Genomic DNA, 25,505 nt, shown 5'->3' with positions numbered 1-25,505 from the left:
GAGTTCAGTGACTTGCTGGGTCAGGTCATGCATGTATCGTGTCGCCGGACAACGCCCTCCTCCCACGCCAAATCTCGTGCCGCGCTTCGCCAGGTCGCCAGAAGCTCGCCCAGGGTTAAGTCACCTCCGCACGCAACACCCGTACGGGAATGGACTTGTACGAAGGCGTTCCGCTTTCCTTGTCAATGTAGTCCAGTGGCACCAGCACATTCGCCTCCGGGTAATACGCCGCCACGGAACCCCGTGCGATGTTTGCATAAGCGATCGCAGTGATCTTCTTCAAGCGCAGTTGCCTGCCGGTTACGATGGTCTCGATGTCGACCAGGTCACCATGCTCCAGTCCGCGTGCCGCCATGTCGTCTTCATGCATGAACAGCACATCGCGCCGCCCGAATACGCCTCGATAGCGATCATCCAGCGCATAGATCGTGGTGTTGTACTGGTCGTGGCTGCGGATCGTCATCAGGCGCAGGACATTTTCTCCGCCGAGGACGTCGGCGTCCTCTTTCACCCCGCCATACACGGAGAACATCGCTTTCCCAGTCGGCGTCGGCCACTTGCGCTCGGTCGGCGGAAGCGGCAGGCGGAAGCCACCCGGCGTCCGGATGCGTGCGTTGAAGTTCTCGAAGCCGGGCACGGTCTTTTCGATCAGGTCGCGGATCTTGTCATAGTCGGCCACCAGGTCCAGCCACGGGACCTTGCTGTTGGGCATGGTCGCGTTGGCCATGCCGGCCACGATCGAAGGCTCGGAACGCAGTTCTTCAGAGGCAGGCGTGAGCTTTCCGGCCGATGCGTGGACCATTGACATCGAATCCTCGACCGTCACCGATTGTGGCCCGGTCGCCTGTACATCAAGTTCCGTGCGGCCCAGGCACGGCAGCACGTACGTTTCCTTCGCCACCAGCAGATGCGAGCGATTGAGCTTGGTACCGATATGGACGCTCAGATCGAGCTTCCCCATCGCGGGAAAGGACTGTCCGGAATCGGGCAGCGCAACCGCGAAATTGCCGCCCAGGCAGATCAGGGCCTTGGCCGTGCCGTCTATCATTGCCTGCATCGCCTTGACGGCATCATGTCCGTGCGTCTGCGGCGGCTTGAATCCCAATGCATCTTCGATCTGCTTGAGGAAACTGTCCGTTGGTCTTTCGGTGATGCCGACCGTTCGATTTCCCTGCACGTTGGAGTGGCCACGCAATGGACAAATGCCAGCGCCGGGCTTGCCGAAGTTTCCACGCAGGAACAACAGATCCGCGATCAGGCGGACATTGGCAGTGCCCTTGTTGTGCTGGGTGACGCCCATGCCATAGGTGACGATCGTCGCATTCGATTTCGCGTAGAGGTCTGCAACCTGCTCAAGATCCGCACGGGTGAGTCCGCTCGCCTTCTCTATGTCTTCCCACGTCGTGGCTGCCAGGTCTGCTGCAAATGCGTCGAAACCCTCGGTATGCACCGCGATGAAATCACGGTCCAGAATATCTCCCAGAGCCGCGTCCATGGCCAGGAGGGCCTTCATGATCCCCTTGAGCGCGGCCGCGTCGCCTCCGGCATCGACCTGATAGTACGTCGAGGCGATCCTGGTCGAGCCGTAAGTCGCCATTTCAAGCCAGTTCTGGGGATCCGCGAACCGTTCGAGCGCGCGCTCGCGCAGCGGATTGAACACGACGATGGGGACGTTGCGCCGTGCGGCTTCATGAAGCGTTCCCATCATTCTGGGGTGATTCGTCCCGGGATTGTGGCCGATGGAGATGATGAGCTCGCAACTATCGAAGTCTTCCAGCGACACCGTGCCTTTGCCGATTCCGATCGATTGTGGCAAGCCGACGCTGGTGGGCTCGTGGCACATGTTCGAGCAATCGGGGAAGTTGTTCGTGCCATATTCCCGTGCGAACAGCTGGAACAGAAAAGCTGCCTCGTTCGATGCCCTGCCCGACGTATAGAACTCGACCTGGTCGGGCGACAGCCCACGCAGGATTTCACCGATTCGGGCGAATGCCGCGCCCCAATCGACCGCCCGAAATGTGTCAGTGGCACGATCGTAGACCAGCGGATGGGTAAGCCGCCCCATATCCTCCAGCTCAAAATCCGATCGTTGCAGCAGCGACGACACCGTGTTGCTTTCAAAGAATTCTGGCCGCACCCGTTTGCTGGTCGCTTCCCAGGTGACGGCCTTGGCGCCGTTCTCGCAGAACTGGAACGTGGACCTGTGCTCCTTGTCGGGCCACGCGCAGCCCGGACAATCGAAGCCATCGGGCTGATTGGTCCGGAGCATCGTGATCGGCGCCTTGACGCTATCCATTTGCAGCCGTATGGCTTGAGTCGTTGCGCGAAGCGCACCCCAACCACCAGCGGGTCCGTCATACGGCCTGATGCCAGGCACTTCCCGTCGAGTAGCCATGTCTGCTCCATGAACGTGAACCGGCCCCCTGGGGGCGACAGCCGCCCGTGCCGCAAGGCGAGCTTTTCATAAAAATAGACTCGGCCTACCGCTCGGCAAGTAGCGGTTACAAATAGCGCTGCCCTCCCCATTGCATGCTTGACAGCTCACAAATGCTCGCAGCAAATGGTCTATTCGATTCATGACGGCGCAAGCTGCTGAACCCGGCTATTCTGGTTAGTCGTAGGCTGCGCTGCAGCGATCGCGACAATGGGCTTGGCCTCGAAGTAGATAGCGCCATCCATGACCACGACTGCACGGAAAACACATTGCGGAGAGGCGATGAGGCGGGATTTGCCAGTGGAAGGCAGTAGCGCCGGCATGGAAGAGGTACCGGCGCAGCGCACCGTCGAGGTCAGACGCTGGCGTCATGGCACCGTGAGGTCCGAGGACGACCGCCTTGCCGAAGAAACGCCAGTCGCGCTCGAATACAACGGCATCTCGCATGCGGTCATGCTGGCTACGCCCGCCGATTTCGATGACTTCGCGATCGGCTTCAGCCTTAGCGAAGGCATTGTCGACAACGCCTGCGAGATCTACGGTATCGACGTGGAAGCCGGCGGGAACGGCGTGACGGTCAAGATAGAGATCGCCTCCGCCGCCTTCGCCAGGCTGAAGACCCGGCGTCGCGCGCTGGCGGGGCGTACCGGCTGCGGCCTGTGCGGCACCGAGTCGCTTGAAGACGTCATGCGCCTGCCGCAGCCGGTGCAGAGCACGGCCATCTTCGACCCGTCTGTCTTCGACGCGGCGTTCGCCGCCTTGCACAACCGCCAGACGCTGCTGCGCGATACCGGAGCGACCCACGCAGCGGGATGGCTGCGCGCGGATGGCACGCTGGTCCTGGTGCGCGAGGACGTGGGGCGCCACAATGCGCTCGACAAGCTGGCGGGCGCACTGGCAAGCGGCACTGAGGATATCAAGAGCGGCGCGGTGATTGTCACCAGCCGGGCCAGCTACGAGATGGTGCTCAAGACGGCATCGATCGGCGCCGGGATTCTTGCTGCGGTGTCCGGCCCAACGGCACTGGCCGTGCGGATGGCGGAATCCACGGTGGTGACGCTGGCCGGTTTTGTGCGCAGTGGCAGCCTGGTCGTCTACTCACATCCCGAACGCCTGCGGATTGCCTAGGTTGCCGATCACGCCCCGGATCCTGTCGCCTCCTGCTCGAATGCGGCCTCCGCCCGAAGGCTCGCCAGGTCGCGCCCGACCGTGGCGACCGCAAGCCGCTTGTCCTTGCTCCAATAGGTCACCGTACAGTCATGCGCGGCGGGATCGCCGTCGACATCCAGGCGATCCCATTGCTCCGCATGGCCTACGTAGTTGATGGCCACATCATAGTGCTGGGTCCAGAAGAATGGCACGGCCGCAAAGCGTTGGCGCTGTCCCAGGATATTCCGCGCTGCCACCACGCCCTGGCGCTCGGCGACCACCCAGTGTTCGACGCGGATACGCTGGCCCGTTCCCGGGTCAGGCCAGCGCGCAATATCGCCCGCGGCATAGATGCCAGGTTCGCTCGTCTGGAGAAATTCATCGACCGCCACGCCCTTGTCCAGCGCGAGGCCGGCGTCCTGCGCCAAGGCCACGTCGGGGCGAACGCCAATCCCGGTCACGACCAGATCGGCGGCCAGCTCCGTGCCGGTCGACAATTTCACCCGATCCGGCTGAATCTCCGCCACCGTGGCCCCGAGATGGAACGTTACCCCGTGCGATTCATGAAGCGCCTTGATCATGCCGCCGAGCGCCGCACCCAGGACCCGCTCCATCGGATGCGCTTCGGGCGCGACAACATGCACTTCCAGGCCTCGCGTTCGCAGCGCTGCCGCGACTTCCATCCCGATAAAGCTTGCGCCCACCACGACGCATCGGCGTGCCGTGCCGAGACGCGCGATCAATGCGTCGCAGTCGGCCAGCGTACGGAGCACGCCCACGTGCGGCAAGGATGCGCCAGGAACGTCGAGCCGTATCGGCACGGCACCGACGGCAAGCAGAAGCGCGCCGTAGCTTACGTTGCTGCCATCCGAGAGCGTGACGGATTTTTGCGCGGGGCTGAGCTTGACGACACGGTTGTCGGCGCGCACATCGATGTCGTGATCCGCGTAGAACGTCGGTGGCCGCATTGGCAGCCAGTCCGCGTTTGCCGTCCCGGCGAGGTAGTCTTTCGATAGATTCGGCCGGTCGTACGGCAATGAACGATCGGCGCTCAACAGCGTGACGGGGCCGCTATAGCCTTCCCGCCGCAGGGTTTCGACCGCGGCAGTCCCGGCTGCGCCGCCGCCGATGATCACCACGGATTCAGGGAGTTGGGCGGCGGCAAGTCGCGGTGGCTGCACCGCCGGCAGCGCTTCGCGGACGAAGGCCTTTCCGTCTTGCTGTTCCACGCGCCAGCATTTCAGATCGTCCTGGGCGGGCGGCCCCAGGACCGCGCCGGTACGAAGACTGAAGCAGGCGTGATGCCATGGACATCGGATCGTGTCGCCGACCAGCAGGCCGTCCGCCAGAGGCGCGCCATAGTGGGTACAGGTCGCACCGATGGCAAACAGTTCATCAGCCCGTCGCACAAGCAAGACCGGTTCGCCGCCAATCTGGCCTGTCACCATGCCGCCATCAGCAAGGTCAGCCAGCGGCACGCCCTGGGCGAGATCGCATTCATCCTTGGAGGAAGAGCTTTTGGTCATGGCGTCTCTCCTTGCCGGTCATGGCACAGGGCCATTATCGACCTCGATACCGTCAAATGAAAGGCGCATGCAGCGTTACAAACTGCGCCACGGCACGGATATTATTCACGGGTGACCAGCCTCCTTTCCTGACGAAGGGTCATCCGGATAACTGCCCCATGAACAGACCCTCCCGCTTCGCTATCGGCAAGCGCATTGCACCCGCACGCTTTCTGCTGTGCGGCGCCATATTGATTGTTGCGACCTTCACCGCGGGTGCGCTCGGCGCAGAGCCACGTATTGCGCTGCTGATCGGCTTCGATCTCGCGGCCCTTGTCTTCCTTGGCGCCGCGCTGCCGCTGTTGCGCGCCGATGCTGCGGCCATGCGGCGTACAGCGGAATACAACGATGCCAACCGCACCGCGCTGCTCGCGATCACCGTGCTGCTCTCGATGGTGATCCTGGTCGCGATCGGCACGCTGATCGCGCGCCCCGAGACACCGCACTGGGCCGACATCGCGCTGATCGTCGCCACGCTCATCCTGTCCTGGCTTTTTGCCAACACCGTTTTCACGCTGCACTATGCGCATCTCTACTATCTCCAGACCGCCACCGGCGACCAGGGCGGGCTGCAGGTGCCGGGCGTTAAGGACCCCAGCTATTGGGACTTCCTCTATTTCAGCTTCACGCTGGGCATGACTTTCCAGACGTCTGACGTGACCATCGCCGGCGCCCACATGCGCAGGGTGGTCCTGGGCCACTGCGTGGCCGCGTTTCTGTTCAACATGGGGATTCTGGCGTTCACCGTGAACGCCCTGGGTGGCTTGTAGGCGACTTGACCACGCGGCCAAAGTGTTCGTGGACAAACTCCTTGCATCCCGCCGGATACTGTATATATTTACAGTACCTGTATGGATGAACAGTAGGAGTCCCGTCCATGGAACACCTGATCCGTGTGCAAAACGATTATGACCGCCAGGTGCTGGCCTGGCTGCGCGGGCGCATCGGCGATGCCGCGCTGCAGACCGCGGCACTGCGCCTGGGCGGCCAGCGCAAGCCTTACCTGTCAACGATCTGCCGCAGCCTGGGCATCCGCCCACCCAGCCGGCGCCAGTTCGCGGCCGAGGCAGCGCGCATGCACCGCGCGGTGGGCGATACCTACCTGGCCCGTATCCGCGAAATCCTTGGCCAGTCACCTGCCGAAGCTGCGCTGCGCCAGTAAGCAGTAGCCGATCACCGGCCACGCCGGCGCCGCCGAGCTCTCGCTGGCCGTATCATGAAGCCCCGTTGCCGTCACACGGCACGGGGCTCTTTTTTTCCCTAGCCAAGGCCGATATGAGCGAACACTGCATCCCTACCGCCGCCCTGCACCAGTGGGTGGCCGATCTCTGGCTTGCCGCGGGCAGCAGCGCACAAGAGGCGCGCCTGACGGCCGACCACCTGGTCGGCGCCAACCTGAGCGGGCATGACTCGCACGGCGTCGGCATGATCCCGCGCTATGTGCTGGCCTGGCAGGCCGACGAGCTGCAGCTGAACCAGCAGGTCAGCGTGCTGCACGATGCCGGCAGCATGCTGAGCCTGGACGGCAACCGCGGCATGGGCCAGGCAGTGACGGCGCAGGCCATGGACATGGCTATCGGCCGCGCGCGCGAGCATGGCGTCTGCGTGATGGGCCTGCGCCAGTCGCACCACCTGGGGCGCGTGGGCCACTGGGCCGAGCAGGCCACTGCCGCCGGCATGATCTCGATCCACTTCGTCAACGTGCTGTCCAAGCCCATCGTGGCGCCGCACGGCGGCTACGATGCGCGCTACGGCACCAACCCGTTCACCATCGGCGTGCCTGTGGCGGGCGAGCCGCCGCTGGTGCTGGACTTCGCCACCAGCGCGATCGCGCTGGGCAAGGTGCGCGTGGCCCACAACAAGGGCGTGCCGGTGGCGCCCGGCTGCCTGCTGGACGCGCACGGCGAGCCCACCGCCGATCCTGCCGTGATGTACCCCGCCGACGGCGCGCCGCAAGGCGCGCTGCGGCCCTTTGGCGAGCACAAGGGCCATGTGCTGGCCGTGATGTGCGAGCTGCTGGGCGCCGCGGTCACCGGCGGCCACACCATCCGCCCCGAAACGCTGCGGCATGAGCATGCGGTCTGGAACAACATGCTGGCGATCGTGTTCGATCCCGCGCGCCTGGGCACCAGCACGTCGTTCGGGCATGAGGTAGCGGCGTTCGCCGAGTGGATGAAGGCGTCGCGACTGCAGCCCGGGCAGGATGGCATCCGCCTGCCGGGCGAGCCCGAACGGGCCTGGCGCGCCGCCCGCGCCACCCATGTCCCGGTTGACGCCGGCACGCTGGCCCAGCTGGACGATGCCGCCGCGCGGGTGGCGGCCGCGCGCGCCAGCGCGCAGCCTGCGCCGGGGCCGCTGTCTGCGCTGGCTTGCGACTGACTATCATCAGAGATGAACCCGGCGTCGTGCGCGACGCACGGCCGGCCTGGCGCCTGACCACTACCGGACACTGACATGAGCAAGATCGGCTTTATCGGACTTGGCGTGATGGGCAAGCCCATGGTGCAGCACCTTGTCGAGGGCGGGCATACCGTGTCCGCCCATACCCGCAGCGGCGTGCCGCAGGACCTGCAGGATGCCGGCGTGAAAGCCTGCGCCAGCGCCGAGGAGGTGGCAAAGCAGTCGGAGACCATCATCCTGATGCTGCCTGACACGCCCGACGTGGAGCGGGTGCTGTTTGGCGAGAAGGGGGTCGCTGACGGCCTTGCCGACACGGCAGGCGGCGTCACCGTGATCGACATGAGCTCGATCTCGCCGATCGCCACGCGCGAGTTCGCGCGCTGCATCGAGGCGCTCGGCGCCGACTATGTTGATGCGCCGGTCTCCGGCGGCGAGGTCGGGGCCAAGGCGGGCACGCTGTCGATCATGGCCGGCGGCAAGCAGGAAGTATTCGACCGCGTGCTGCCGATCCTGCAACTGATGGGCAAGAACATCACGCGCGTGGGCGAGGCCGGCGACGGCCAGGTGGCCAAGGTGGCCAACCAGGTGATCGTGGCGCTGACCATCGAGGCGGTCAGCGAAGCGCTGGTGCTGGCCGCCCGCGCCGGCGCCGATCCCGCGCGCGTGCGCGAGGCGCTGATGGGCGGCTTTGCCAGCTCGCGCATCCTGGAAGTGCATGGCGAACGCATGATCAAGCGCACCTTCGACCCGGGCTTTCGCATCGCGCTGCACCAGAAGGACCTGGACCTGGCGCTGTCCACCGCGCGCCAGCTCGGCGTGGGCCTGCCCAGCACGGCGTCGTGCCAGCAGCTGTTCAATGTCTGCAGCGGGCTGGGCGGCGCTGGCTGGGATCATTCCGGGCTGGTCAGGGCGATCGAGCACCTGTCCTCGTTCGCCATCGGCGACGAGCCGCCCGTAGCCTGAACCACGCCGCCGCCCCGCCGCATGTCGCGCGCGAACACCGTGGTGCTGACCGCACTGGCGATGCTCGCCTTTGCCGGCAATTCACTGCTGTGCCGGCTCGCGCTGAAAGGCACCACCATCGACGCGGCCAGCTTTACGCTGGCCCGCGTCGCCGCGGCGGCGCTGGTGCTGTGGGTCATCGTCGCGGCGCGGCACCAGTTGGTGCGCACGGTCGTGGCGCAGCGGCTGCCGCCGGTGGAAGGCAACTGGATCTCCGCGCTTGCGCTGTTCTGCTATGCCGCGGCCTTTTCCTTCGCCTATGTGCGTCTCACCGCGGGGACCGGCGCACTGCTGCTGTTCGGGGCGGTGCAGGCCACCATGACCGGCTATGGCCTCTATGCCGGCGAGCCCATGCGCGCGCAGCAATGGTTCGGCCTGGCACTGGCGCTGGCCGGGCTGGTGTGGCTGTTGCTGCCAGGGCTGGCCGCGCCGCCGCTGCTGTCCTCGCTGCTGATGATCGCGGCCGGCATCGCGTGGGGCGTTTATTCGCTGCGCGGCAGGCGCGCCGCGGATCCGGCCTCTACCACCGCGGGCAATTTCCTGCGCGCGGTGCCGATGGCGCTGGCGCTGGGTGCGGTGATGCAGGCGCAGCGTTCACTGGACAGCGCGGGACTGGGCTATGCGCTGTTGTCCGGTGCCATCACATCCGGGCTGGGCTATGTCATCTGGTATGCCGTGGTGCCGCGGCTGAAGGCCGCCACCGCCGCCACCGTGCAACTGAGCGTGCCGGTCATTACGGCGGCGGGCGGCATCGCGCTGCTCGGTGAAGCCTTGAGCCTGCGGCTGGCATTGAGCGCGGCCGCGGTGCTGGGCGGCATTGCACTGGTGATTGCAGGCAAGCGCGCCTAGCTGCCGGCAAACCCGCCCGCATGGAACACCAGCGGCGCACCTGGCGTCGAGCCATAGGCCACCACCTCCACGACAAAGATCACGTGGTCGCCGACCACGCGCACCGAGCGGTGCCGGCAGATGAAATGCGCCAGCGTGCCGTCGATCAGCACCGTGCCGCACGGCCCGGGGCGGCAATCGACGCCTGCAAAGCGGTCACCACTGCGCGCGGCAAAGCGCTGGCACAAGGCCAGTTGGCCACTGCCCAGCACATTGATCGCGTGGCACGGCGCCGCGCGCAGCACCGCCAGGCTGCCGGAACTGCGCGCCAGGCACCACAGCAGCAACGGCGGTGCGAGCGACACCGAGGTAAAGGCATTGATCGTGACGCCGACCGGCTGGCCGTCGGCGTCCGCGGCCGTAACGATGGTAACGCCGGTGGCAAACTGCCCCAGCGCATCGCGCAAGGCCCGCCGCGCCGCGCCATCGTGGCTGATGGCGCGGGCCGCGTCGTCCTGGCCGCTGTCGTTGCATGCTTGCGTGGCATACGGTAGCGGCGCCAGGGCGGGCATCATTGCGCGGCAGGCCGCACCTCGCCGGGCGGCGCGTCGATATCCAGCCCCAGTGCCATGCGCCCTGCGTACTCCTGCTGCGCACCGGCCTGCAGCGGATGGAAGCGCGCGCCCTGCGCATCGCGAAAGCGCCGCTCCAGTCCGGCGTCGCGATAGAAGCCCGCGCCGCCGGCCAGGTCCATCGCCGCCTCGACCGTCGCCAGCACCGCGCGCGCGGCCAGCGTGCGGGCGCACATGATGCGGTTGGTGGTGACCGCGCCCGGCGCCTGCCCCGATGCCGCCGCGAACATCGCATCCAGCGCCAGCTGCGCGGCATCGGCCTCGTTGCACAGGCGCCCGGCGGCTTCCACCGCATGCGCGCTCAGGCGCCGCTGGCGCGCCAGCTGCAGCGCGATATCGCGCGCGGCCTCGGCCACGCCGACGTAGACCGCATAGATCAGCGGCAGCGCGATCATCGCCACCGTATGCATCATCGGATGCCACACGCCTTGCGGGCGGCGCGCGGCAATGGCGGTATCCGGCACCAGCACGCCTTCCAGCAGCACATCGTGCGAGCCGGTGCCGCGCATGCCGAGCGTGTGCCAGTTCGACAGCACGCGTACGCCCGGCGACTTCATCGGCAGCGCGAAATGCAGCACCGTGGGCCCGGTCTCCGGATCGTCATGGACGGCGCAGGTCATGAACAGGTCCGCCGCCGGCGCGCCGCTGGCGAAGATCTTGCGCGCATCCACGCGAAAGCCGCCATCCACGCGCGTAGCCTTGCCGCTGCCTTGCAGCCAGTCCGATCCGCCGCTGCCCAGCAGCACCAGCTGCTCGCCCGCCACGCGCTTGAGCAGCCCCTCCACCGGCGCTTGCTGATTGCGCCAGCGCCATGCGGCCGTGGCCACCGGGTGGGTGTGCATGGCAAAGGCCAGCGCGGTCGATCCGCAGGACTTGCCCAGCTCGCGCAGCACCGCGCCCAGCTCCTGGTGCGAGAGCCCGGCGCCGCCCAGTTCCTGCGGCACGGCCGCGGCAAAGAAGCGGTGCGCGCGCAGGTCGTCGTAGTTGGCGCTGACGAACTGCCCGCTGGCATCGATCTCTGGCGCGCGCGCCTCGAAGGTGCGGCCCAGGGTCGCGGCCAGGCCGAGCCAGTCGGCCTGTGCGCCTGCGCTGGCATCCGCTGCGGAAAGGGTTTCCATGGTGTTGTCTCCGGCTGGTCTGATACGTGCGCTGCGGCGTTGTATGGCGCCAGGCACGGTGCTAGTATCGGAGCCCGGTCCCCTCGCCCGTATGATCGGGCGTCCGGCTTTCTTGCGCGAAACACCGGATCTGGAGGAATGTGACCATGGATGCCTTGTCCGACCTCTTGCGCGCCGTGCAGCTAAGCGGCGCCGTGTTCCTGAACGGCGAGTTCAAGTCGCCGTGGTGCCTGATCAGTGAAGCGGATGCTGAATTGCGCGCCGCCTTCCTGCCCCGCGCCGACCGCGTCGTCTCCTACCACCTGATTACCGAAGGCGTCTGCTGGGCGCGCCTGGTCGACGGCACCGGCCCGGGCGTGCGCGTCGATACCGGCGAACTGCTGGTGGTGCCGCAGGGCGAGCCGCACGTACTGGGCAGCGACCTGCGCCTGCAGCCACTGCCATCCGCTCCGCTGGTGTACGACATGCTGCGCAACAGCCCGGGCGAGGTCATGCGCGTGTCCTACGGCGGCGGCGGCGAAACCACGCGCATGGTGTGCGGCTTCCTGGGGTTCGACGACACCATGGGCAATCCCTTGCTGACGTCGCTGCCGCGGCTGTTCAAGGTGGGGCTGGGCAGCGGGCTGGAATCGGCATGGCTGGCATCGGCGCTGGCCTTTGCCACCTCGGAAGCGGCGGAACCGCGTGCGGGCACCGCCACGGTGCTGGCCAAGCTGTCTGAGCTGCTGTTCGTGCAGGCAGTGCGGCGCTGCATCGACACTCTGCCTGACAATGAAAGCGGCTGGCTCGCCGCGCTGCGCGACCGCTATGTGGGGCGGGCGCTGTCGCGCATGCATGCGCGGCCCGCCTATCCGTGGACGGTCGATGAACTGGCTGGCAACGTGGGGCTGTCGCGCTCGGCGCTGGCGCAGCGCTTTACCGACCTGCTGGGGCAGCCACCGATGCAGTACCTGGCGCACTGGCGGCTGCGCTCCGCGGCGGCCGAACTGCGCAGCGGCAACCGTTCCATCAGCGAGGTCGCGGGCGCGGTCGGCTACGACTCGGAGGCCGCGTTCAGCCGCGCGTTCAAGCGCGAGTTCGGCCTGCCGCCCGCCAGCTGGCGCCGCAACTACATCGACGCGGGGCAGGCTCCGGCGGCGGCCGCACATTGAATTCGCCGTGGCAAATGCCCGGGCGGCGGGCAGCGGGACTTACATCTTCTGCTTGGTATTTTCCGCCGCGCCCTGCACCTTCTCGCCGCCACGTTCGATGTCCTTGCCCGCACCGGAAATGGTGTTGCAACCCGTGACCAGCAGCACGCCAGCGAGGGCAAACAATGCGAATAGCTTTCTCATGACGATCTCCTTGCTTCGTGTGGATGCGGCATGCGCCGCCAGGATGGAGTGGATCGGAATGACTTGACCGGGCAGCCGCTTGCCCGACCGGCAATTGGATCGTAGCAACGCACCGCAGCGCGCAAAGTCGGCTTTCGTCCTACCGGGATGTCAGCCGACGGCGCGACCGGCCGTCACCGCGTACGCGCTTGTGCTTGTGCTTGTAGGACAGCGACGGATACCCCGCGGCAGCGCCATCGCTTAAAAGTCAACAGTCAGTCCAAGCCCTCCGGAGAACACCATGACGTCACGCAGCATCCACGTGCTTCCCGCCGCAACCGACAACACCGAATACGCCGGCGACGGCGCATGGGCACTCACCATTGAGGGCCTGGAGAACGGTGGCGACGACACCGCGCTGCATTTCCCGACCCAGGAAGCCGCGATTGCGGCCGGCTGGATGCGCGCGCGCGAGGATGGCCTGCCGTTGTGCATCCACGGCCGCGACGGCCTGGTGCGCGAGCGCAAGATCTATTGCCGGGACGCACGCGGCACCGCCCGCATCGGCTACTGAGCCCCCCGGCCACCGCCAGCGGCCGGCCCCACCCCCTACCTCCCCGGGCCCGCGGCCAATGCGGGCACAACAGTCCATTGCAGGAAACACATTGAGTGAAATCAATGTGTTACGCCTCCGTTCGTGAAAGCTATGGGTCCGTCACCGATACTGGAATCAAGGCACGCCATTATCCAGAACCAACCGAGACCCCCATGCGCCTGTTCCTCAGGTACCGCCCGCTGGACATCTATCCCGACCCGATCGACGCCAGGGTTGCCGAACTGCACGAGCTTGCCGAAGACATCCATGCCAGGCACGCGCGCAAGTGGCGCCGGCATGGCACGATGCTGACCCTGCGCGACGGCGCGGATCGCAGATTTCCGGCCGGCGACCCGGAAACGCGGCATTAGATTAGGGAAGATTCCTCTCTGCGCTCGGAAATGTGAACAAGTGTCATATCCGGTTGGCAAGGATATGACCCCTGCGAAAGAATGGGTACCGTACGCGGCAGGCTCGATTGGCGAGCCCACCGCTGCAACCCTTTTCCTGACGCAGCGAAATGAATCGAACCACCCGGGAATGCGTGATGGCGTTGATTTCCAGCCTGCGTGCCAAGGGGCCCATGCCCCGGCACCAGCTTGCCGCCGCCAGCCGCCTGAACGCCGCGGAACTGACGCGTGCGCTGAAGTCCGCCCGCCAGATGGGCGTGGTCGCCTACGCCGGAGAGCCTGAATCGCCGGCCGAGGCAGATACCCCGCTAGTGCTGACCGGCCGGCCCTTGCCGCCGCCGCGGCGCGTGGCGCCGGCACCGCGCGAAAGCAAGCCGCATTTCGAGCCGCTGCTGGATGTCTGGGGCATTGCCCGCCCTACCACGCTGCGGCGCAGCCATCCGTCGTAGCGTCTTCGCCGCATAGCGGGGTCTTCCGACTCGCCCTCGTCGGCATGCCGTTCTTACAAAGGCAGGTAAAGCGCACACGCGCCTGAACCGGCCAAGGCTTGCCTTTACCCCCTGGGGCGCCGCCTGCACGCTTGGGGGGCAGCCCACGTGCCGCGCCGGTACGGAACTTGCGCGACGCTTCTGGCTAAACCTCCCCGAAGCGTGCGACATGAGGCAACACAACCCGCCCGGCACCACCGCGCCCCCCGCCACTGGCCCTCCGCATGATTGCCAGGCCCCGCTCGGCTTTACGCCGGAGCCGGGGCGCAATTGCTGGCGCGTCGAGTCCTGCCAGCGCTTTGCCATGCTGGTCGACGCCGACGCCTACTTCCGCGCGCTGCGCGAAGCGCTGCCGCGAGCCGAGCACACCATCTTCATCCTGGGCTGGGATATCGACAGCCGCATGGAATTGGTGCCGCAGGGCGCGCAGGACGGCCTGCCGGCGGGCCTGCGAGACTTCCTGTGCGCGCTGGCGGACCAGCGCCCCGAACTGCGCATCTACATCCTGAGCTGGGACTACGCCATGGTGATGGCGATGGAGCGCGAGTGGCTGCCGTCCGCCAGCGCGCACTGGCAGGCGCACCGGCACCTGTCGTTCCGGCTTGACGGCAACCATCCCCCCGGCGCCTCGCACCACCAGAAGGTGGTCGTCATCGACAACAAGCTCGCCTTTGTCGGCGGGCTGGACCTGACGCTACGCCGCTGGGACGACAGCTGCCATGCCCCCGGCGCGCCGCTGCGCGTGGCCGAAGGCAAGCCCTACCCGCCCTTCCATGACGTGCAGTGCGCGCTCGACGGCCCCGCCGCGGCGGCGCTGGGCACCCTGTGCGCGGCGCGCTGGCTGCGCGCCAGCGGCAGCCAGCCGCGCCCGGTTGCGGCCACCTCGTCAGACCCGTGGCCGCCAGGCCTGGCGCCGGAGCTGACCGACGTGCGCGTCGCCATCGCCCGCACCATGCCCATGTGCGAGGACGAGCCCGGTGTCAGCGAGATCCGCATGCTGCTGCGCGATGCTATCGCCTCCGCCCGGCACAGCATCTACATGGAGAACCAGTACTTCAGTTCGCACGAGATCGCCAAGGCGCTGGAGGCACGGCTGGGGCACGAGGACGGCCCTGTTATCGTGCTGGTGTCGAGACGCAACGAGAGCGGCTGGCTCGAAGCGCACAGCATGGGCGTGCTGCGCGCGCGCCTGTACCGCCGCCTGCGCGCAGCCGACACGCAGGAACGCTTCTGCCTGTACTGCCCGTCGATTCCGGGCCTGATGCCCGAATGCGTCAACGTGCATAGCAAGGTCACGGTGATCGACGACGACCTCATCACCATCGGCTCATCCAACCTCAGCAACCGCTCGCTGGGGCTGGATACCGAGTGCAATATCGTGGTGATGTCGGGCGGCGACCCGCGCGTGCAGGCGGCCATTGCCGCCATGCGCGCACGGCTGCTGGGCGAGCACCTGGATGTGGCACCCGAAGCCTTCCAGGCCGAGGTCGCCGCCACCCGCAGCGTGCTTGCGGCCATCCGCAACCTGCAGCGCGCGGACGGGCGCTCGCTGGAAGCCTACGAGCCGCCGTTGCCGGACGATGTCGATGCCGCCTCGCCGGCGGCCAGCCTGCTGGACCCGATCGAGCCGATCGACAGCGACCAGGTCCTGGCCGAGTTCGTCAGCCATGAGGCACGCCCGCGCGTGCTCGGGCGCGTCGGGATGATGGTGGCGCTGGCGCTGCTGCTGGCGGGGCTGGCGTTTGCGTGGCGCCATACGCCGCTGCGCGAATGGGCAGACTTCCGCGCGCTGCTCAGTGTGGTCGAGCAACTGGACGAGATGCCGCTGGCACCGCTGGCGATGATTGGCGTCTACCTGGCCGGCGCGGTGACGATGCTGCCGGTGACGCTGCTGATCCTGGTGACCGTGGTCATATTCGGCCCGCTCTATGGCGCCGCGCTGGCGCTGTGCGGCACCGTTCTGAGCACCGGCGCGGGCTACCTGGCCGGCCGCTTGCTGGGGCGCAATGCCGTGCGCCGCTTTGGCGGCAGGCGGCTGAACCGGGTCAGCCACCAGCTGGGCAAGCACGGGGTGGTGGCGATGGTGGTGCTGCGGCTGGTGCCGATTGCACCGTTCGCGCTGGTCAACCTGGTGATCGGTGCATCGCGCATCAGCCTGCGCGACTGCCTGCTCGGCACCGCGCTGGGCATGCTGCCCAGCATTGTGGTGGCTGCCTGCCTGGTGAACCGCGTCGCCGCCGCGGCGCGCGATCCGGGCCTGTTCACCTTCGCCTTGCTGGCGCTGGTGCTGCTGGTGCCGGCGTCGCTGCTGCTGGTGCTGCGCCGCCGGCGCCGGCGCCGTGCCGAGGGCGGCGCCGCGCGCCCGCAAGACGATCCGCCCGGCCCCCGCGGGCGGCTGGCACGGCTGGCGGCACTGCGCCGCCAGGCCTAACGCTGGCGGCGATAGCTGGCGTTCATGAACTGGGCCCACTCGCCGTTCTCGCCCAGCATGTAGGACGTCAGCGTGCGGTGGTCGTCGTCGGTGAAGGTGATCACGTCGCGGTACTGGGCGATGCGGCCATTGCCGGAACAATCCGGCCCCTCGGCACGCAGCGTCAGTTGCTGGCCGCCGCTGTCGAGCTCGCCTTCATAGATCCACAGGTGGGTCATCATCGAGCCGATGAAGGTCCCCACGAAATGCTTGCGGGCGGGGTCGTAGCCGAGCGTCATGACCGTGGTGGACGGGCCGCAGCCGGGCATGTCGCCCTGCGTCACGCACTGGACCCAGACGTCGCCGACGCTGCTCACGCGCTCGGGGATCTCCCACTTCTGCACCGGCTGGTCCGGTCCCATCGATGCGTCGCCTTCGGCGATCCAGTTGCCCACCAGCCGTCGCAGCCAGCGGTGCTCCTTCTGCGCTTCGGTCTTCATTCGCGGTCCCCTTGGGTTGCAGCCACAGATGCTTGTGGATGCCGTACACATAGCCTAGCAAATGAAATGGACAGTGTCCACTTTTGCCTGCAATTGGCTGTGCTGCGTTGGCCTGACGCGCTGATTGACATGCAGGTATTTGCCTGCATATACTCCCCTCATGCACAAACACAACGGATGGGATGGACGCTGACAAGGTTTTCAAGGCGCTGGGCGACCCGACACGCAGAAAGCTGCTCGACCTGCTGTACGAGCGGAACGGGCAGACGCTGGGCGAACTCTGCGAGCACCTGAACATGGCGCGGCAATCAGCCACCCAGCACCTCGGGATCCTCGAGGCGGCCAACCTGGTGAGCACGGTCCGGCGTGGCCGGGAGAAGCTGCATTTCATCAACCCGGTGCCGCTGCACGAGGTCTACGAGCGCTGGGTGCGGAAATTCGAACGTCAGCGGCTCAGCCTGCTGCACGACCTGAAGAACGAACTCGAAGGAGATCAGCAATGAGCCAGGAGAAGACCAGCTTCGTTTATGTGACCTACATCCGCTCGACGCCGGATAAAGTGTTCGAGGCCATCACGAAACCGGAGATCGCGCGACGCTACTGGGGCCACGAGAACGTCTCCGACTGGAAGCCCGGATCGGCCTGGGAGCACGTGCGCGCCAACGAGCAGCGCACGGTCCAGGTGGTCGGCAAGGTAGTCGAGGCCGCGCCGCCGACGCGCCTGGTCATCACGTGGGCGAGCCCCTCGCAGGCCGCCGATCCGGCCAGCTACAGCCGCGTGAGCTTCGACATCGAGGCGTACGAGGAGATGGTGCGGCTGACCGTCACCCATGACGAACTCGAGGCCGGCAGCGGGATGGACAAGGCCATCAGGCAGGGCTGGCCGATTGTTCTTTCCAGCCTGAAGTCCCTTCTGGAAACAGGGCAGGCCATCGACGTCTTCGCCAAGCCGAAGGCAGCCTGAACCGGGAGTTGCTCATGACCCAGCCCTACACCGGCGGATGCGCGTGCGGCGCGATCCGCTACGCAACCAGGCACGCGCCCGTCTTCCAGAACCACTGCCAGTGCCGCGACTGCCAGCGGCGCAGCGGCACCGGGCACGGCTCCTACCTGACCTTTCCCGCGCGCGCCGAGATGACCATCGCTGGTGAAGCCACGCACTGGGAGGTCGCGGGCGACAGCGGCAACGTGAAGGTCCACGCCTTTTGCCCGGTCTGCGGCACGCCGGTCTTCCTGCGCTTTGCCGCGATGCCGGAGCTGATCGCGGTCCACGCGGGCAGCCTGGACGACCCGGACCGCTTCGTGCCGCAGGTCCTCACCTACAGCGCCCGCGCGCCGGCGTGGGACGCCATCGATCCTTCACTGCAGGCATTCGAGCGGATGCCGGCCAGCTAGCCCTATTACGGCAGCCTGACCTTGGGCACCACGAACTGGTTGCCCGGGGCGCGCAGCACGTCGCACTGGACCTTGGCCTTGCGCACGGCGCCGTCCTGCGCCAGGTATTCGACGTCGGCCACCACGCTGTAGGCGTCTTCGGCCACCTTGCGGGTCTTGCCGCCGATCCACTTGAAGCTGGCGGGATTGGGCAGCGCTGCCTTGACCGCCTTCATGCAGGCAACCGGGGCCTCCGGGGCCTCGTCCTTGCCGCGCGGCTTTGGTGCGCCGTCCTGCCCCGCAGCCAGCGCCGCCGACGCGCACGTGACCGACAACGCCATCACCAGCGCGGTGGACAGGGAACGCGGAAAAAGCGGCGAAAGCATCTTGAACTCCTGGGCTGTGGCAGAACTGGACGCCACATTCTAACGCCGGCGCCGATGCCGTTCAGGCCACGGCATCGGCACAAAAGTTCCCCTGGCGCCACTGCCAGGCAGCGCTAGCGCCGCACGCAAGCCTTGTAGGTGAACTTGTCGCCACGAAACATGAACTCGGAGAAAGCCAGCGGCTTGTCGTCGATGTCGTGCGGCGTGAACCGGATGCGCAGCAGCGGCTCGCCGGGCGCCACCTTGAGGCGGCGCGCGGTTTCGGCATTGGCAGGGATTGCCGCGCTCTCCGTGTGCAGGTACTTGAGGCGATAACCCAGGCGGGCTTCCACGATCATCAGTGCATCGTGACGTTCAAGGTCGTGCTCCAGGATCGCGCGCATCAGGGGTTCGGGCGCCATCGTCATGCCCACCGCCACCGGGGTGCCTGCCACTGACTTGAGCATGGTCACGCACAGCAGCTTTGTTCCCGGTGGCAGGCGCAGCGCATCGGTGGCGATGGCCGGCGCCGCAATCAGCCGCGTCGACAGCAGCTTGCCGTGCGCTTCGTGCCCGCGCGCACGCATGTAATCGAAAAAGCCAGTCAACGGCCCCAGGTCCGCCTGCCCCGCCGGACGGCTGACAAAGCTGCCCTTGCCGTGCACCGTCTCGATCAGCCCTTCGGCAAGCAGCGATGCCAGCGACTGGCGCACGGTGATGCGGCTGACGCCGAATTCAGCCATCAGCTCAGCCTCGGACGGCAGCTTGATGCCCGGAGTCCATTCATTGTTGACGATGCGCTGGCGCAGCGCGCCTTCGATCTGCTTGAAGCGAGGCAGGGAGCTTGTTGTCACGAGATTGGTGGTGTTCACGTCATGTCCGATGCGGGCATCCACTTATCATAACAACATTGACTCATCATAACATGTCATGACAACATGCTCCGACACGTCAATGACAAGATTCGCGGCGCCGCCCAAAAAGTCATGGCGCACGCATACGGAGACAACGCCATGAACCAACCCGCTGCGCCCTTCCTTGCCGGCGCACCCATCGACACGCCCCAGGAAGCCCTCACCGCCGCGGCGGCGCTGCCGCTGGTGCTTGCCACCTATCCGCTGTTTGAAAGCCTGCGCACCTGCCGGCTGCAGACCTACGTAGCCCAGGCCACGGGCTACGGCCGTGCCCCCGTCAACGTGCTGTCGGCCAGCACGCACCAGTGGACGCACAAGGACCGCGACATCGTCACCCCGGCCAACGACCTGCTCTACTTCTGCGCCTGGGTCAACCTGGCCGACGGCCCGGTCACGCTGCACGTGCCCGCACTGGCGGACGCCAGCCGCTATTACGTGGTGGAGCTGCTGGACGCCTGGACCAACAACTTCGAGAACCTGGGCCCGCGCAATGTGCCCGCGGCCGGCGCCGACATCGTTCTGGCCGGCCCCGGGCAGCACGCCGAAGGCGACCACGTGGTGCGCTGCCCCACCTCACTGGTCTGGCTGCTGGGCCGCGTGCTGGTGACCGGTGCCGACGACCTGCCGGCGGCGAGCGCCTTCCAGAACGGCTTCCGCCTGTCCGGCGGCACCAGGATGCAGCCCGCCTGCGTGCGCGACTGGCAGGATGGCGGCGAGCCTGCGCTGGACTTCTTCGCCAACATCTTCAACGCCCTGCGCGAGTATCCTGCCGAGCCTTCTGCCGCGGGCCTGCTGTCGTTGCTGCGCAAATGCGGCATCCGCGCCGGCGACGCCGTCGATGTGGGCGCGCTGCGGCCTGCGGTGCAACAGGGCCTGGTCCGCGCCTGGCACGAAGGCATGGCCCTGATCGAGGCCAACACCCGCAGCCATGCGCGCAAGAGCTGGACCTACAGCCTGCTGCTGGGCCGCTATGGCGACGACTGGATGCAGCGCGCGGTTACCGCGATGAAGGGCCTGGGCGCACTGCGCGCCGACGAGGCCGTCTATGCCGCTGCCGACTACGACGCCGACGGCGAACTGCTGCACGGCCGCCACGCCTACGCCCTGCACTTCCCCGCGGGACACCTGCCGCCGGCGCAGGCGTTCTGGTCGGTCTCGCTCTACGGCGCCGACCGCTTCTTCACCGACAACGCCATCGGGCGCTACGCACTGGGCGACCGCAGCCCCGGGCTGCAATACGATGCCGACGGTGGCCTCACCCTGACCATCTCGCACCAGCGCCCCACGCAGGCGCAGGACAACTGGCTGCCGGCACCGGACGGCCCGTTCTACCTGATCCTGCGGCTCTACCAACCGACCGATGGCTTCATGGCCGGCGACTACGTGATCCCGCCCTTGCGGCGCGTTGCCTGATGGAGCGCGCCATGGAGCCCCACGACAACCAGCTCGGCACACTGGCGTGCGACGCGGTGCGCTACACGCTGCCGCTGTACGAGATGGCGCGCATGCGCGCCGCCACCTGCCCGCGCCGCGATGGCGCCGGGGTCTTTGCCGGCGACGGGCCCGATTCCACACTGCGCTGGATCAACACCGTCACGCATGTGCGCGCGCTGCTCGGCCCGCAGCACCGGCAGGTCGTCACGCCGAACAACGACACGCTCTACACCAATGCGTGGCTCGACCTGTCCGGCGGTCCGCTGCTGCTCGATGTGCCCGACTGCCACGGCCGCTACTACGTGCTCGGCCTGCTAGACGCCTATACCAACCCGTTCGGCTATATCGGCACCCGCACCACCGGCACTCAAGGCGGCACGTGGCTGCTGCATGGGCCAGCCTGGCGCGGCGAGGTGCCGGCCGGCGCAACGCCGCTGCCCTGTCCCACCAACGCAGTCTGGATCATCGGCCGCGTCCTGGCCGATGGCGAAGCCGATTTGCCGGGTGCACATGCCCTGCAGGACGGCATCCGCCTGCGCCGGCCAGACGGCACCAGCGCAGCAACCGTATTCGATGCTGGCATGCAAGCCGGCGAGCGGCCAGCCGATCCCGACCGCTACGCCGCCGTCGTCACCCGCATGCTGCGCGAGAACCCGCCACCCGCCGCCGAAGCCGAACTGGTCCGCGCCTTTGCCCCGGCCGGCATCGGCAGCAATGCGCCGCTGACCGGGGCACAGCGCGCGGCACTGGCCACCGCGCTGACGCAGGTCGACGCGGAACTGGCCGCGCCCAGGGCCTCCGCGCTGGGCGGCGGCTGGTTCCTGCCGGTGGAAATCCGCACCTCGTTCGGCACCCACTACGCTCTGCGCGCCGAAGTGGCGCGCAACTACATTGGTGCGCTAGGCGTTGAGGAAGCCATGTACCTGATGGCCGATTGCGATGGCGACGGCTTGCCGCTGGACGGCACGCACCAGTATGAACTGGTGTTTCCCCCGCAAGGACTACCCCAGGCGGGCGCATTCTGGTCGCTGACCATGTACCGCAAATCGGACTGCATGCTGGTCGAGAACCCCCTGCAGCGCTACTCGCTGGGCGACCGCTCGCCGGCCCTGCGCTCGGCGCCCGATGGCAGCCTGCGCATCGTGCTGGGCGCGCAGCCCCCTTCGGAGAACGCCCTGGCCGGTAACTGGCTGCCGGCACCCGCGGAGCCGTTCTATGTAGCGTTGCGTCTCTACGTGCCCGGTATCACGCACCTGGAACGCACCTTCCGCTATCCACCCATCCGCCGCATGAAGGAAGCATCATGAATCGGACCTCAATCTTCGCCCGGGCCGTGCTGACGGCCGGCCTGGCGATGCTGTGCCTGGCCAGCCCCGCGCAGGCGCAAACGTATCCGTCGCGGCCGGTCAAGCTGGTGTCGCCATATGGCGCTGGCGGCTCCAATGACATCTCTGCCCGCATTCTTGCCGAGGCACTTGGCCACAAGCTTGGCCAACAGGTGGTGGTGGAGAACAAGCCTGGCGCCGGCACGCGCCTGGCCACCGAGCAGGTGGCCCATGCCGCGCCGGACGGCTACACGCTGCTGTGGGCCGCCGCGCCCTTCGCCATCAATACCGCGGCAGGCATCGCTCAGCGCTACGACGTCCACAAGGACTTCGTGCCAGTGGGGCCGCGCGTGCTGGGGCCGGTCTTCCTGATCGTCAATGCCAGCTCGCCGGCTCGCACCGTGTCCGACTTCGTGCGCATGGCCCGGGACAAGCCGGATGGCGTGACGCTGGCCTCCCCGGGCGCAGGCTCGGGCCCGCACCTGACCGCCGAACTGTTCGGGCAGGTCGGCAAGTTCAAGCTGCTGAATGTCCACTACCGCGGCGACGCCACCGCCTATACCGAACTGCTGGCCGGCCGCGCGGACGCCACCCTGACCGCCATCACCTCGGCGCTGCCCTTTATCAAGGCCGGCAAGCTGCGTGTGCTGGCAGTGGCCTCGGAACAGCGTTCGCCGGTCTATCCGGATGCGCCCACCTTTGCCGAGCAGGGTTACCCGGGCATGGTCGGCTACGGCTGGTTCGGCCTGGTCGCGCCGGCCGGCACGCCGCCCGCCGTCTCCGAGCGCTTGAACCGCGAGGCATCGGCCGTGCTGGCCGATGCCGAGATCCGCAAGAAGCTGCTGGGGCTGGGGCTTGAGCCGCAGCCAGAGCCGGGCAGCGCGTTTTCCGCCTTCATCGACCAGGAAATCGGCAAATGGGGCAAGCTGATCAAGGCGCGCGGCATCAAGCTGGAGTGAGACATCCCCTTCGACGTAGGGCAACACGTGACCATCCATCCCAAGGAAACAACGCCATCATGATGACCGCTGCCCCCCTGCTGCGCGGCCCGCTGCTGCAAGCCGCCCTGCCCCTGCTCACCTTGCTGGCCCTGGCCGCCACGCCCACGCCGGCCGGCGCACAGGGCGCCTACCCGGCCAAGCCCATCCACCTGATCGTTGCCTACCCGCCGGGCGGGCTGACCGACACGCTGGCGCGCACCATCGGCGATGGCCTGTCGCGCCAGCTCGGCAAGACGGTGGTGGTGGAGAACAAGGGCGGCGCCGGCGGCATCATTGGCACCGACTATGTCGCCAAGTCGGCGCCTGACGGCTATACGCTGCTGATGACCATTCCCGGCCCGATCACGTCCAACCTGGCGCTGTACAAGAAGCTGCCCTACGATCCGCGCACTGAACTGCGCCCGATCTCCGACATCGCCACCGCGCGCACCGTGCTGGCGGTCAACAGCAGCGTGCCGGCCAAGACCGTTGCCGAACTGCTGGCCTATGCCAAGGCGTCGCCCGGCAAGCTGCGCATGGGGTCGTGGGGCCCGGGCACGCAGCCACATACCATCCAGACTTACCTCGCCAGGCAATACCAGGCGGACATGCTGCACGTGCCCTACCGCGGCGAAGGGCCGATGGTGACCGACCTGCTGGCCGGCCAAGTCAACGTGACGGTGGGCTCCGTGACCGCACTCAAGCAGCACTTCGCCACCGGCAAGCTGCGGCCCCTCGCGGTCACCGGCACGCGCCGCGCACAGGGCCTGCCAGACGTGCCGACCTTCGCCGAGGCCGGCTACGCCGACGACCCGTTCCGGCTGACCGGCCCGATCACGCTGATGGCGCCCGCGAAGACGCCGCAGGACATCATCGACCGCCTGGGCCGCGAGACCGCCAGCCTGGTCGCCAGCGCCGACATGCAGCGGCGCATCGTGGACATGGGCGCGGAACCGCTCGGCAATACGCCGGCGCAGGCGGAGGCCGCATACAAGGCCTACTTGCCAGTGGTTCTGAAACTGACGGCGGATACGGGAGTGACGCTCGACTGAGCTACGCGGCTGGCGCCTAGTCCACGGTGGCGAATTCCAGCGTCTTCGGCGTCTTGATGATGACTTCCGGCTGGTCGCCAACCACCACGGTATCGTCCAGCCGGAAGCCGCCGAGACCATAGACATAGAGACCCGGCTCCGCCGAATACACCTCTCCCGCAAGCAGCGGACGGGTATTGAACGCCATGTCCTCCGGGTATTCGTGCAGCATCAGCCCGACCGCGTGGCCAGTGCGATGGAACACGTAGTCCCCGCAGCCGGCCTGCTCGATCACAGCCTGCGCGGCCGCATCCATGTCGCAGACGCGCTTGCCCACCACCGCCGCCGCAACGGCAGCGTCGGTGGCCTTTGCCGCAACCTGGTAGAGCCGCGCCTGCTCGCCGCCAGGGCGCCCGCAAAACCAGGTGCGCTCGTTCTCGACATAAAGCCCGTTCAGGCGCGGCAGCACCAGGTTGACGATGGTGTCGCCGGCGCAGATCCGTGCGCCGCATCCGGCGCCATCGCCATGCGGCGATGCCGAAGCCGGCCCGGTCAGCGTCCAGCATTTGAGGATATCGAAATCCTCGCCCGGAAAGCGCCGCGCCGCCTCCTCTGACATCAGCGCCGCCATGGCGTGGTCGAGTTCCTGCACCAGCCGCCCTGGCCGGAAGTTCTCGCGGTAGCGATCCTGCACCCAGTCCGTCAGCGCACCGAGCTCGCGCATGACCTGCAGCTCCTCCGCATGCTTGACCCAGCGCAGGCTGCGCATCTCCGCCATGGCGGGCCGCAGCGTGAGTTCAGGCAGGTAGCGCTGCGCACCGGCCAGGATCGGATGCTGGACGTCGACCGCAATCCGCGACATGCCGAGCCCCCTGGCCCCCAGCAGCGCAGCAACCACTTCCGGCAGCTGCGCGGGCAGCGGCAGGCGGTTCGAGACACGGGGATGCTCGGAATAGTAGGTGATATCGGCAAGCCAGACCGTGCCCTTCTCGGTCGCAAAGCGCATATGGTTGGTCGACAGCTCGTTCATGACCGCGAAGGTGTCGCCATTGCGCGGCACCACCACGAACACCGGGCGCTCCCACGGCCAGACATCGAGCTGGAAGTTGGTGGCGTACTGGAAGAAGTCTGGCGTGCCGAACACCAGCGCATCGACGCGCAGCTTGTCCATCAGCCTGTGCATCGCCGCCAGGCGATAGTCGTGTACGGCCTTGGTGAGATGTGCCATGGCAGCGGTC

General features: G+C 67.2%; 27 protein-coding genes. 18 read left to right on the top strand and 9 right to left on the bottom strand.

Features of this window, described 5'->3' with window-relative positions; translation table 11 throughout:
* Window positions 1-115: 115 nt before the first annotated feature.
* Window positions 116-2,395 (bottom strand): FdhF/YdeP family oxidoreductase, encoded by a 2,280-nt coding sequence (locus CNE_RS22585; protein WP_013952595.1) that lies wholly within the window; start codon window positions 2,393-2,395, stop codon window positions 116-118.
* Window positions 2,396-2,716: 321 nt separating this feature from the next.
* On the opposite strand from CNE_RS22585, the gene fdhD reads away from it, so the two are divergent.
* Window positions 2,717-3,562, top strand: a complete 846-nt coding sequence (fdhD, locus tag CNE_RS22580; RefSeq protein ID WP_013952594.1) for a formate dehydrogenase accessory sulfurtransferase FdhD — start codon at window positions 2,717-2,719, stop codon at window positions 3,560-3,562.
* A gap of 8 nt (window positions 3,563-3,570) precedes the next feature.
* On the opposite strand, the gene CNE_RS22575 is transcribed toward fdhD, so the two are convergent.
* Complete coding sequence (locus CNE_RS22575; RefSeq protein WP_013952593.1) at window positions 3,571-5,109, bottom strand: FAD-dependent oxidoreductase; 1,539 nt, start codon at window positions 5,107-5,109, stop codon at window positions 3,571-3,573.
* A 56-nt stretch (window positions 5,110-5,165) separates the two neighbouring features.
* Between CNE_RS22575 and CNE_RS22570 the strand changes: the two genes are divergently transcribed.
* From CNE_RS22570 to CNE_RS22550, 5 genes are all read left to right on the top strand, one after another.
* On the top strand, window positions 5,166-5,918 hold the full coding sequence (locus CNE_RS22570) for a DUF1345 domain-containing protein (RefSeq protein WP_202947897.1): 753 nt from the start codon (window positions 5,166-5,168) through the stop codon (window positions 5,916-5,918).
* Between the two features lie 107 nt (window positions 5,919-6,025).
* On the top strand, window positions 6,026-6,310 hold the full coding sequence (locus CNE_RS22565; protein WP_011616901.1) for a hypothetical protein: 285 nt from the start codon (window positions 6,026-6,028) through the stop codon (window positions 6,308-6,310).
* A 113-nt stretch (window positions 6,311-6,423) separates the two neighbouring features.
* On the top strand, window positions 6,424-7,527 hold the full coding sequence (locus CNE_RS22560) for a malate/lactate/ureidoglycolate dehydrogenase (RefSeq protein ID WP_041228587.1): 1,104 nt from the start codon (window positions 6,424-6,426) through the stop codon (window positions 7,525-7,527).
* 75 nt (window positions 7,528-7,602) lie between these two features.
* Complete coding sequence (locus CNE_RS22555; protein WP_013952590.1) at window positions 7,603-8,511, top strand: 2-hydroxy-3-oxopropionate reductase; 909 nt, start codon at window positions 7,603-7,605, stop codon at window positions 8,509-8,511.
* Between the two features lie 21 nt (window positions 8,512-8,532).
* Entirely contained in the window at window positions 8,533-9,399 is an 867-nt protein-coding gene (locus tag CNE_RS22550) for a DMT family transporter (RefSeq protein WP_013952589.1), read from the top strand.
* Here CNE_RS22550 and CNE_RS22545 read toward each other — a convergent pair.
* Entirely contained in the window at window positions 9,396-9,953 is a 558-nt protein-coding gene (locus tag CNE_RS22545) for a flavin reductase family protein (protein WP_013952588.1), read from the bottom strand. The genes CNE_RS22550 and CNE_RS22545 overlap by 4 nt on opposite strands.
* Window positions 9,950-11,128, bottom strand: a complete 1,179-nt coding sequence (locus tag CNE_RS22540) for an acyl-CoA dehydrogenase family protein (RefSeq protein WP_013952587.1) — start codon at window positions 11,126-11,128, stop codon at window positions 9,950-9,952. Before CNE_RS22540 ends, CNE_RS22545 begins: the two co-directional genes overlap by 4 nt.
* A gap of 146 nt (window positions 11,129-11,274) precedes the next feature.
* Between CNE_RS22540 and CNE_RS22535 the strand changes: the two genes are divergently transcribed.
* On the top strand, window positions 11,275-12,279 hold the full coding sequence (locus tag CNE_RS22535; protein WP_013952586.1) for an AraC family transcriptional regulator: 1,005 nt from the start codon (window positions 11,275-11,277) through the stop codon (window positions 12,277-12,279).
* Window positions 12,280-12,318: 39 nt separating this feature from the next.
* Here CNE_RS22535 and CNE_RS22530 read toward each other — a convergent pair whose 3' ends face one another.
* Entirely contained in the window at window positions 12,319-12,462 is a 144-nt protein-coding gene (locus tag CNE_RS22530) for an entericidin A/B family lipoprotein (RefSeq protein WP_013952585.1), read from the bottom strand.
* Between the two features lie 280 nt (window positions 12,463-12,742).
* On the opposite strand from CNE_RS22530, the gene CNE_RS22525 reads away from it, so the two are divergent.
* The 4 genes from CNE_RS22525 to CNE_RS22510 all read left to right on the top strand — a co-directional run bounded on the left by CNE_RS22525 (window position 12,743) and on the right by CNE_RS22510 (window position 16,365).
* Window positions 12,743-13,015 (top strand): DUF2188 domain-containing protein, encoded by a 273-nt coding sequence (locus tag CNE_RS22525; RefSeq protein WP_013952584.1) that lies wholly within the window; start codon window positions 12,743-12,745, stop codon window positions 13,013-13,015.
* Window positions 13,016-13,209: 194 nt separating this feature from the next.
* Window positions 13,210-13,407 carry a hypothetical protein gene (locus CNE_RS22520; protein ID WP_041228586.1) on the top strand — a complete coding sequence of 66 codons (198 nt, stop codon included), beginning with the start codon at window positions 13,210-13,212 and terminating at the stop codon, window positions 13,405-13,407.
* 149 nt (window positions 13,408-13,556) lie between these two features.
* Window positions 13,557-13,895, top strand: a complete 339-nt coding sequence (locus tag CNE_RS22515) for a hypothetical protein (RefSeq protein WP_228772612.1) — start codon at window positions 13,557-13,559, stop codon at window positions 13,893-13,895.
* Window positions 13,896-14,103: 208 nt separating this feature from the next.
* Window positions 14,104-16,365, top strand: coding sequence for a VTT domain-containing protein (locus CNE_RS22510; protein WP_013952581.1), 2,262 nt, complete (start codon window positions 14,104-14,106; stop codon window positions 16,363-16,365).
* Here CNE_RS22510 and CNE_RS22505 read toward each other — a convergent pair.
* Window positions 16,362-16,844: a DUF1579 domain-containing protein gene (locus CNE_RS22505; protein WP_013952580.1), complete on the bottom strand. Its 483-nt coding sequence runs from the start codon at window positions 16,842-16,844 to the stop codon at window positions 16,362-16,364. The two genes, CNE_RS22510 and CNE_RS22505, sit on opposite strands and share 4 nt — an antisense overlap.
* Before the next feature lie 182 nt (window positions 16,845-17,026).
* Between CNE_RS22505 and CNE_RS22500 the strand changes: the two genes are divergently transcribed.
* From CNE_RS22500 to CNE_RS22490, 3 genes are read left to right on the top strand one after another with little or no spacing between them, the layout of a single operon-like run.
* Window positions 17,027-17,347, top strand: coding sequence for an ArsR/SmtB family transcription factor (locus tag CNE_RS22500; protein WP_013952579.1), 321 nt, complete (start codon window positions 17,027-17,029; stop codon window positions 17,345-17,347).
* Complete coding sequence (locus CNE_RS22495; RefSeq protein WP_013952578.1) at window positions 17,344-17,808, top strand: SRPBCC family protein; 465 nt, start codon at window positions 17,344-17,346, stop codon at window positions 17,806-17,808. The genes CNE_RS22500 and CNE_RS22495 overlap by 4 nt, the downstream gene beginning before the upstream one ends.
* Before the next feature lie 14 nt (window positions 17,809-17,822).
* Window positions 17,823-18,239 carry a GFA family protein gene (locus CNE_RS22490; protein ID WP_013952577.1) on the top strand — a complete coding sequence of 139 codons (417 nt, stop codon included), beginning with the start codon at window positions 17,823-17,825 and terminating at the stop codon, window positions 18,237-18,239.
* Between the two features lie 5 nt (window positions 18,240-18,244).
* Here CNE_RS22490 and CNE_RS22485 read toward each other — a convergent pair whose 3' ends face one another.
* Window positions 18,245-18,604, bottom strand: a complete 360-nt coding sequence (locus CNE_RS22485) for a DUF2880 domain-containing protein (protein ID WP_013952576.1) — start codon at window positions 18,602-18,604, stop codon at window positions 18,245-18,247.
* A gap of 113 nt (window positions 18,605-18,717) precedes the next feature.
* A complete protein-coding gene (locus CNE_RS22480) occupies window positions 18,718-19,455 on the bottom strand; it encodes a GntR family transcriptional regulator (protein ID WP_041228832.1) in 738 nt (245 codons plus the stop codon).
* A gap of 141 nt (window positions 19,456-19,596) precedes the next feature.
* On the opposite strand from CNE_RS22480, the gene CNE_RS22475 reads away from it, so the two are divergent.
* From CNE_RS22475 to CNE_RS22460, 4 genes are read left to right on the top strand one after another with little or no spacing between them, the layout of a single operon-like run.
* Complete coding sequence (locus CNE_RS22475; protein WP_013952574.1) at window positions 19,597-20,910, top strand: DUF1254 domain-containing protein; 1,314 nt, start codon at window positions 19,597-19,599, stop codon at window positions 20,908-20,910.
* A gap of 11 nt (window positions 20,911-20,921) precedes the next feature.
* Window positions 20,922-22,238, top strand: coding sequence for a DUF1254 domain-containing protein (locus CNE_RS22470; protein ID WP_013952573.1), 1,317 nt, complete (start codon window positions 20,922-20,924; stop codon window positions 22,236-22,238).
* Window positions 22,235-23,215 carry a Bug family tripartite tricarboxylate transporter substrate binding protein gene (locus tag CNE_RS22465; RefSeq protein WP_013952572.1) on the top strand — a complete coding sequence of 327 codons (981 nt, stop codon included), beginning with the start codon at window positions 22,235-22,237 and terminating at the stop codon, window positions 23,213-23,215. Before CNE_RS22470 ends, CNE_RS22465 begins: the two co-directional genes overlap by 4 nt.
* Before the next feature lie 59 nt (window positions 23,216-23,274).
* Window positions 23,275-24,288, top strand: coding sequence for a Bug family tripartite tricarboxylate transporter substrate binding protein (locus CNE_RS22460; protein WP_013952571.1), 1,014 nt, complete (start codon window positions 23,275-23,277; stop codon window positions 24,286-24,288).
* Window positions 24,289-24,304: 16 nt separating this feature from the next.
* Here the strand turns inward: CNE_RS22460 and CNE_RS22455 are convergent, their stop codons facing one another.
* Entirely contained in the window at window positions 24,305-25,495 is a 1,191-nt protein-coding gene (locus CNE_RS22455; RefSeq protein ID WP_013952570.1) for a M24 family metallopeptidase, read from the bottom strand.
* Window positions 25,496-25,505 lie beyond the last annotated feature (10 nt).

It is taken from the genome of Cupriavidus necator N-1 (assembly GCF_000219215.1).
Taxonomy (GTDB): Bacteria; Pseudomonadota; Gammaproteobacteria; order Burkholderiales; family Burkholderiaceae; genus Cupriavidus; species Cupriavidus necator.
Note: the sequence above shows the minus strand (reverse complement) of the source record. Positions and strands in the feature narration are given on the sequence as shown.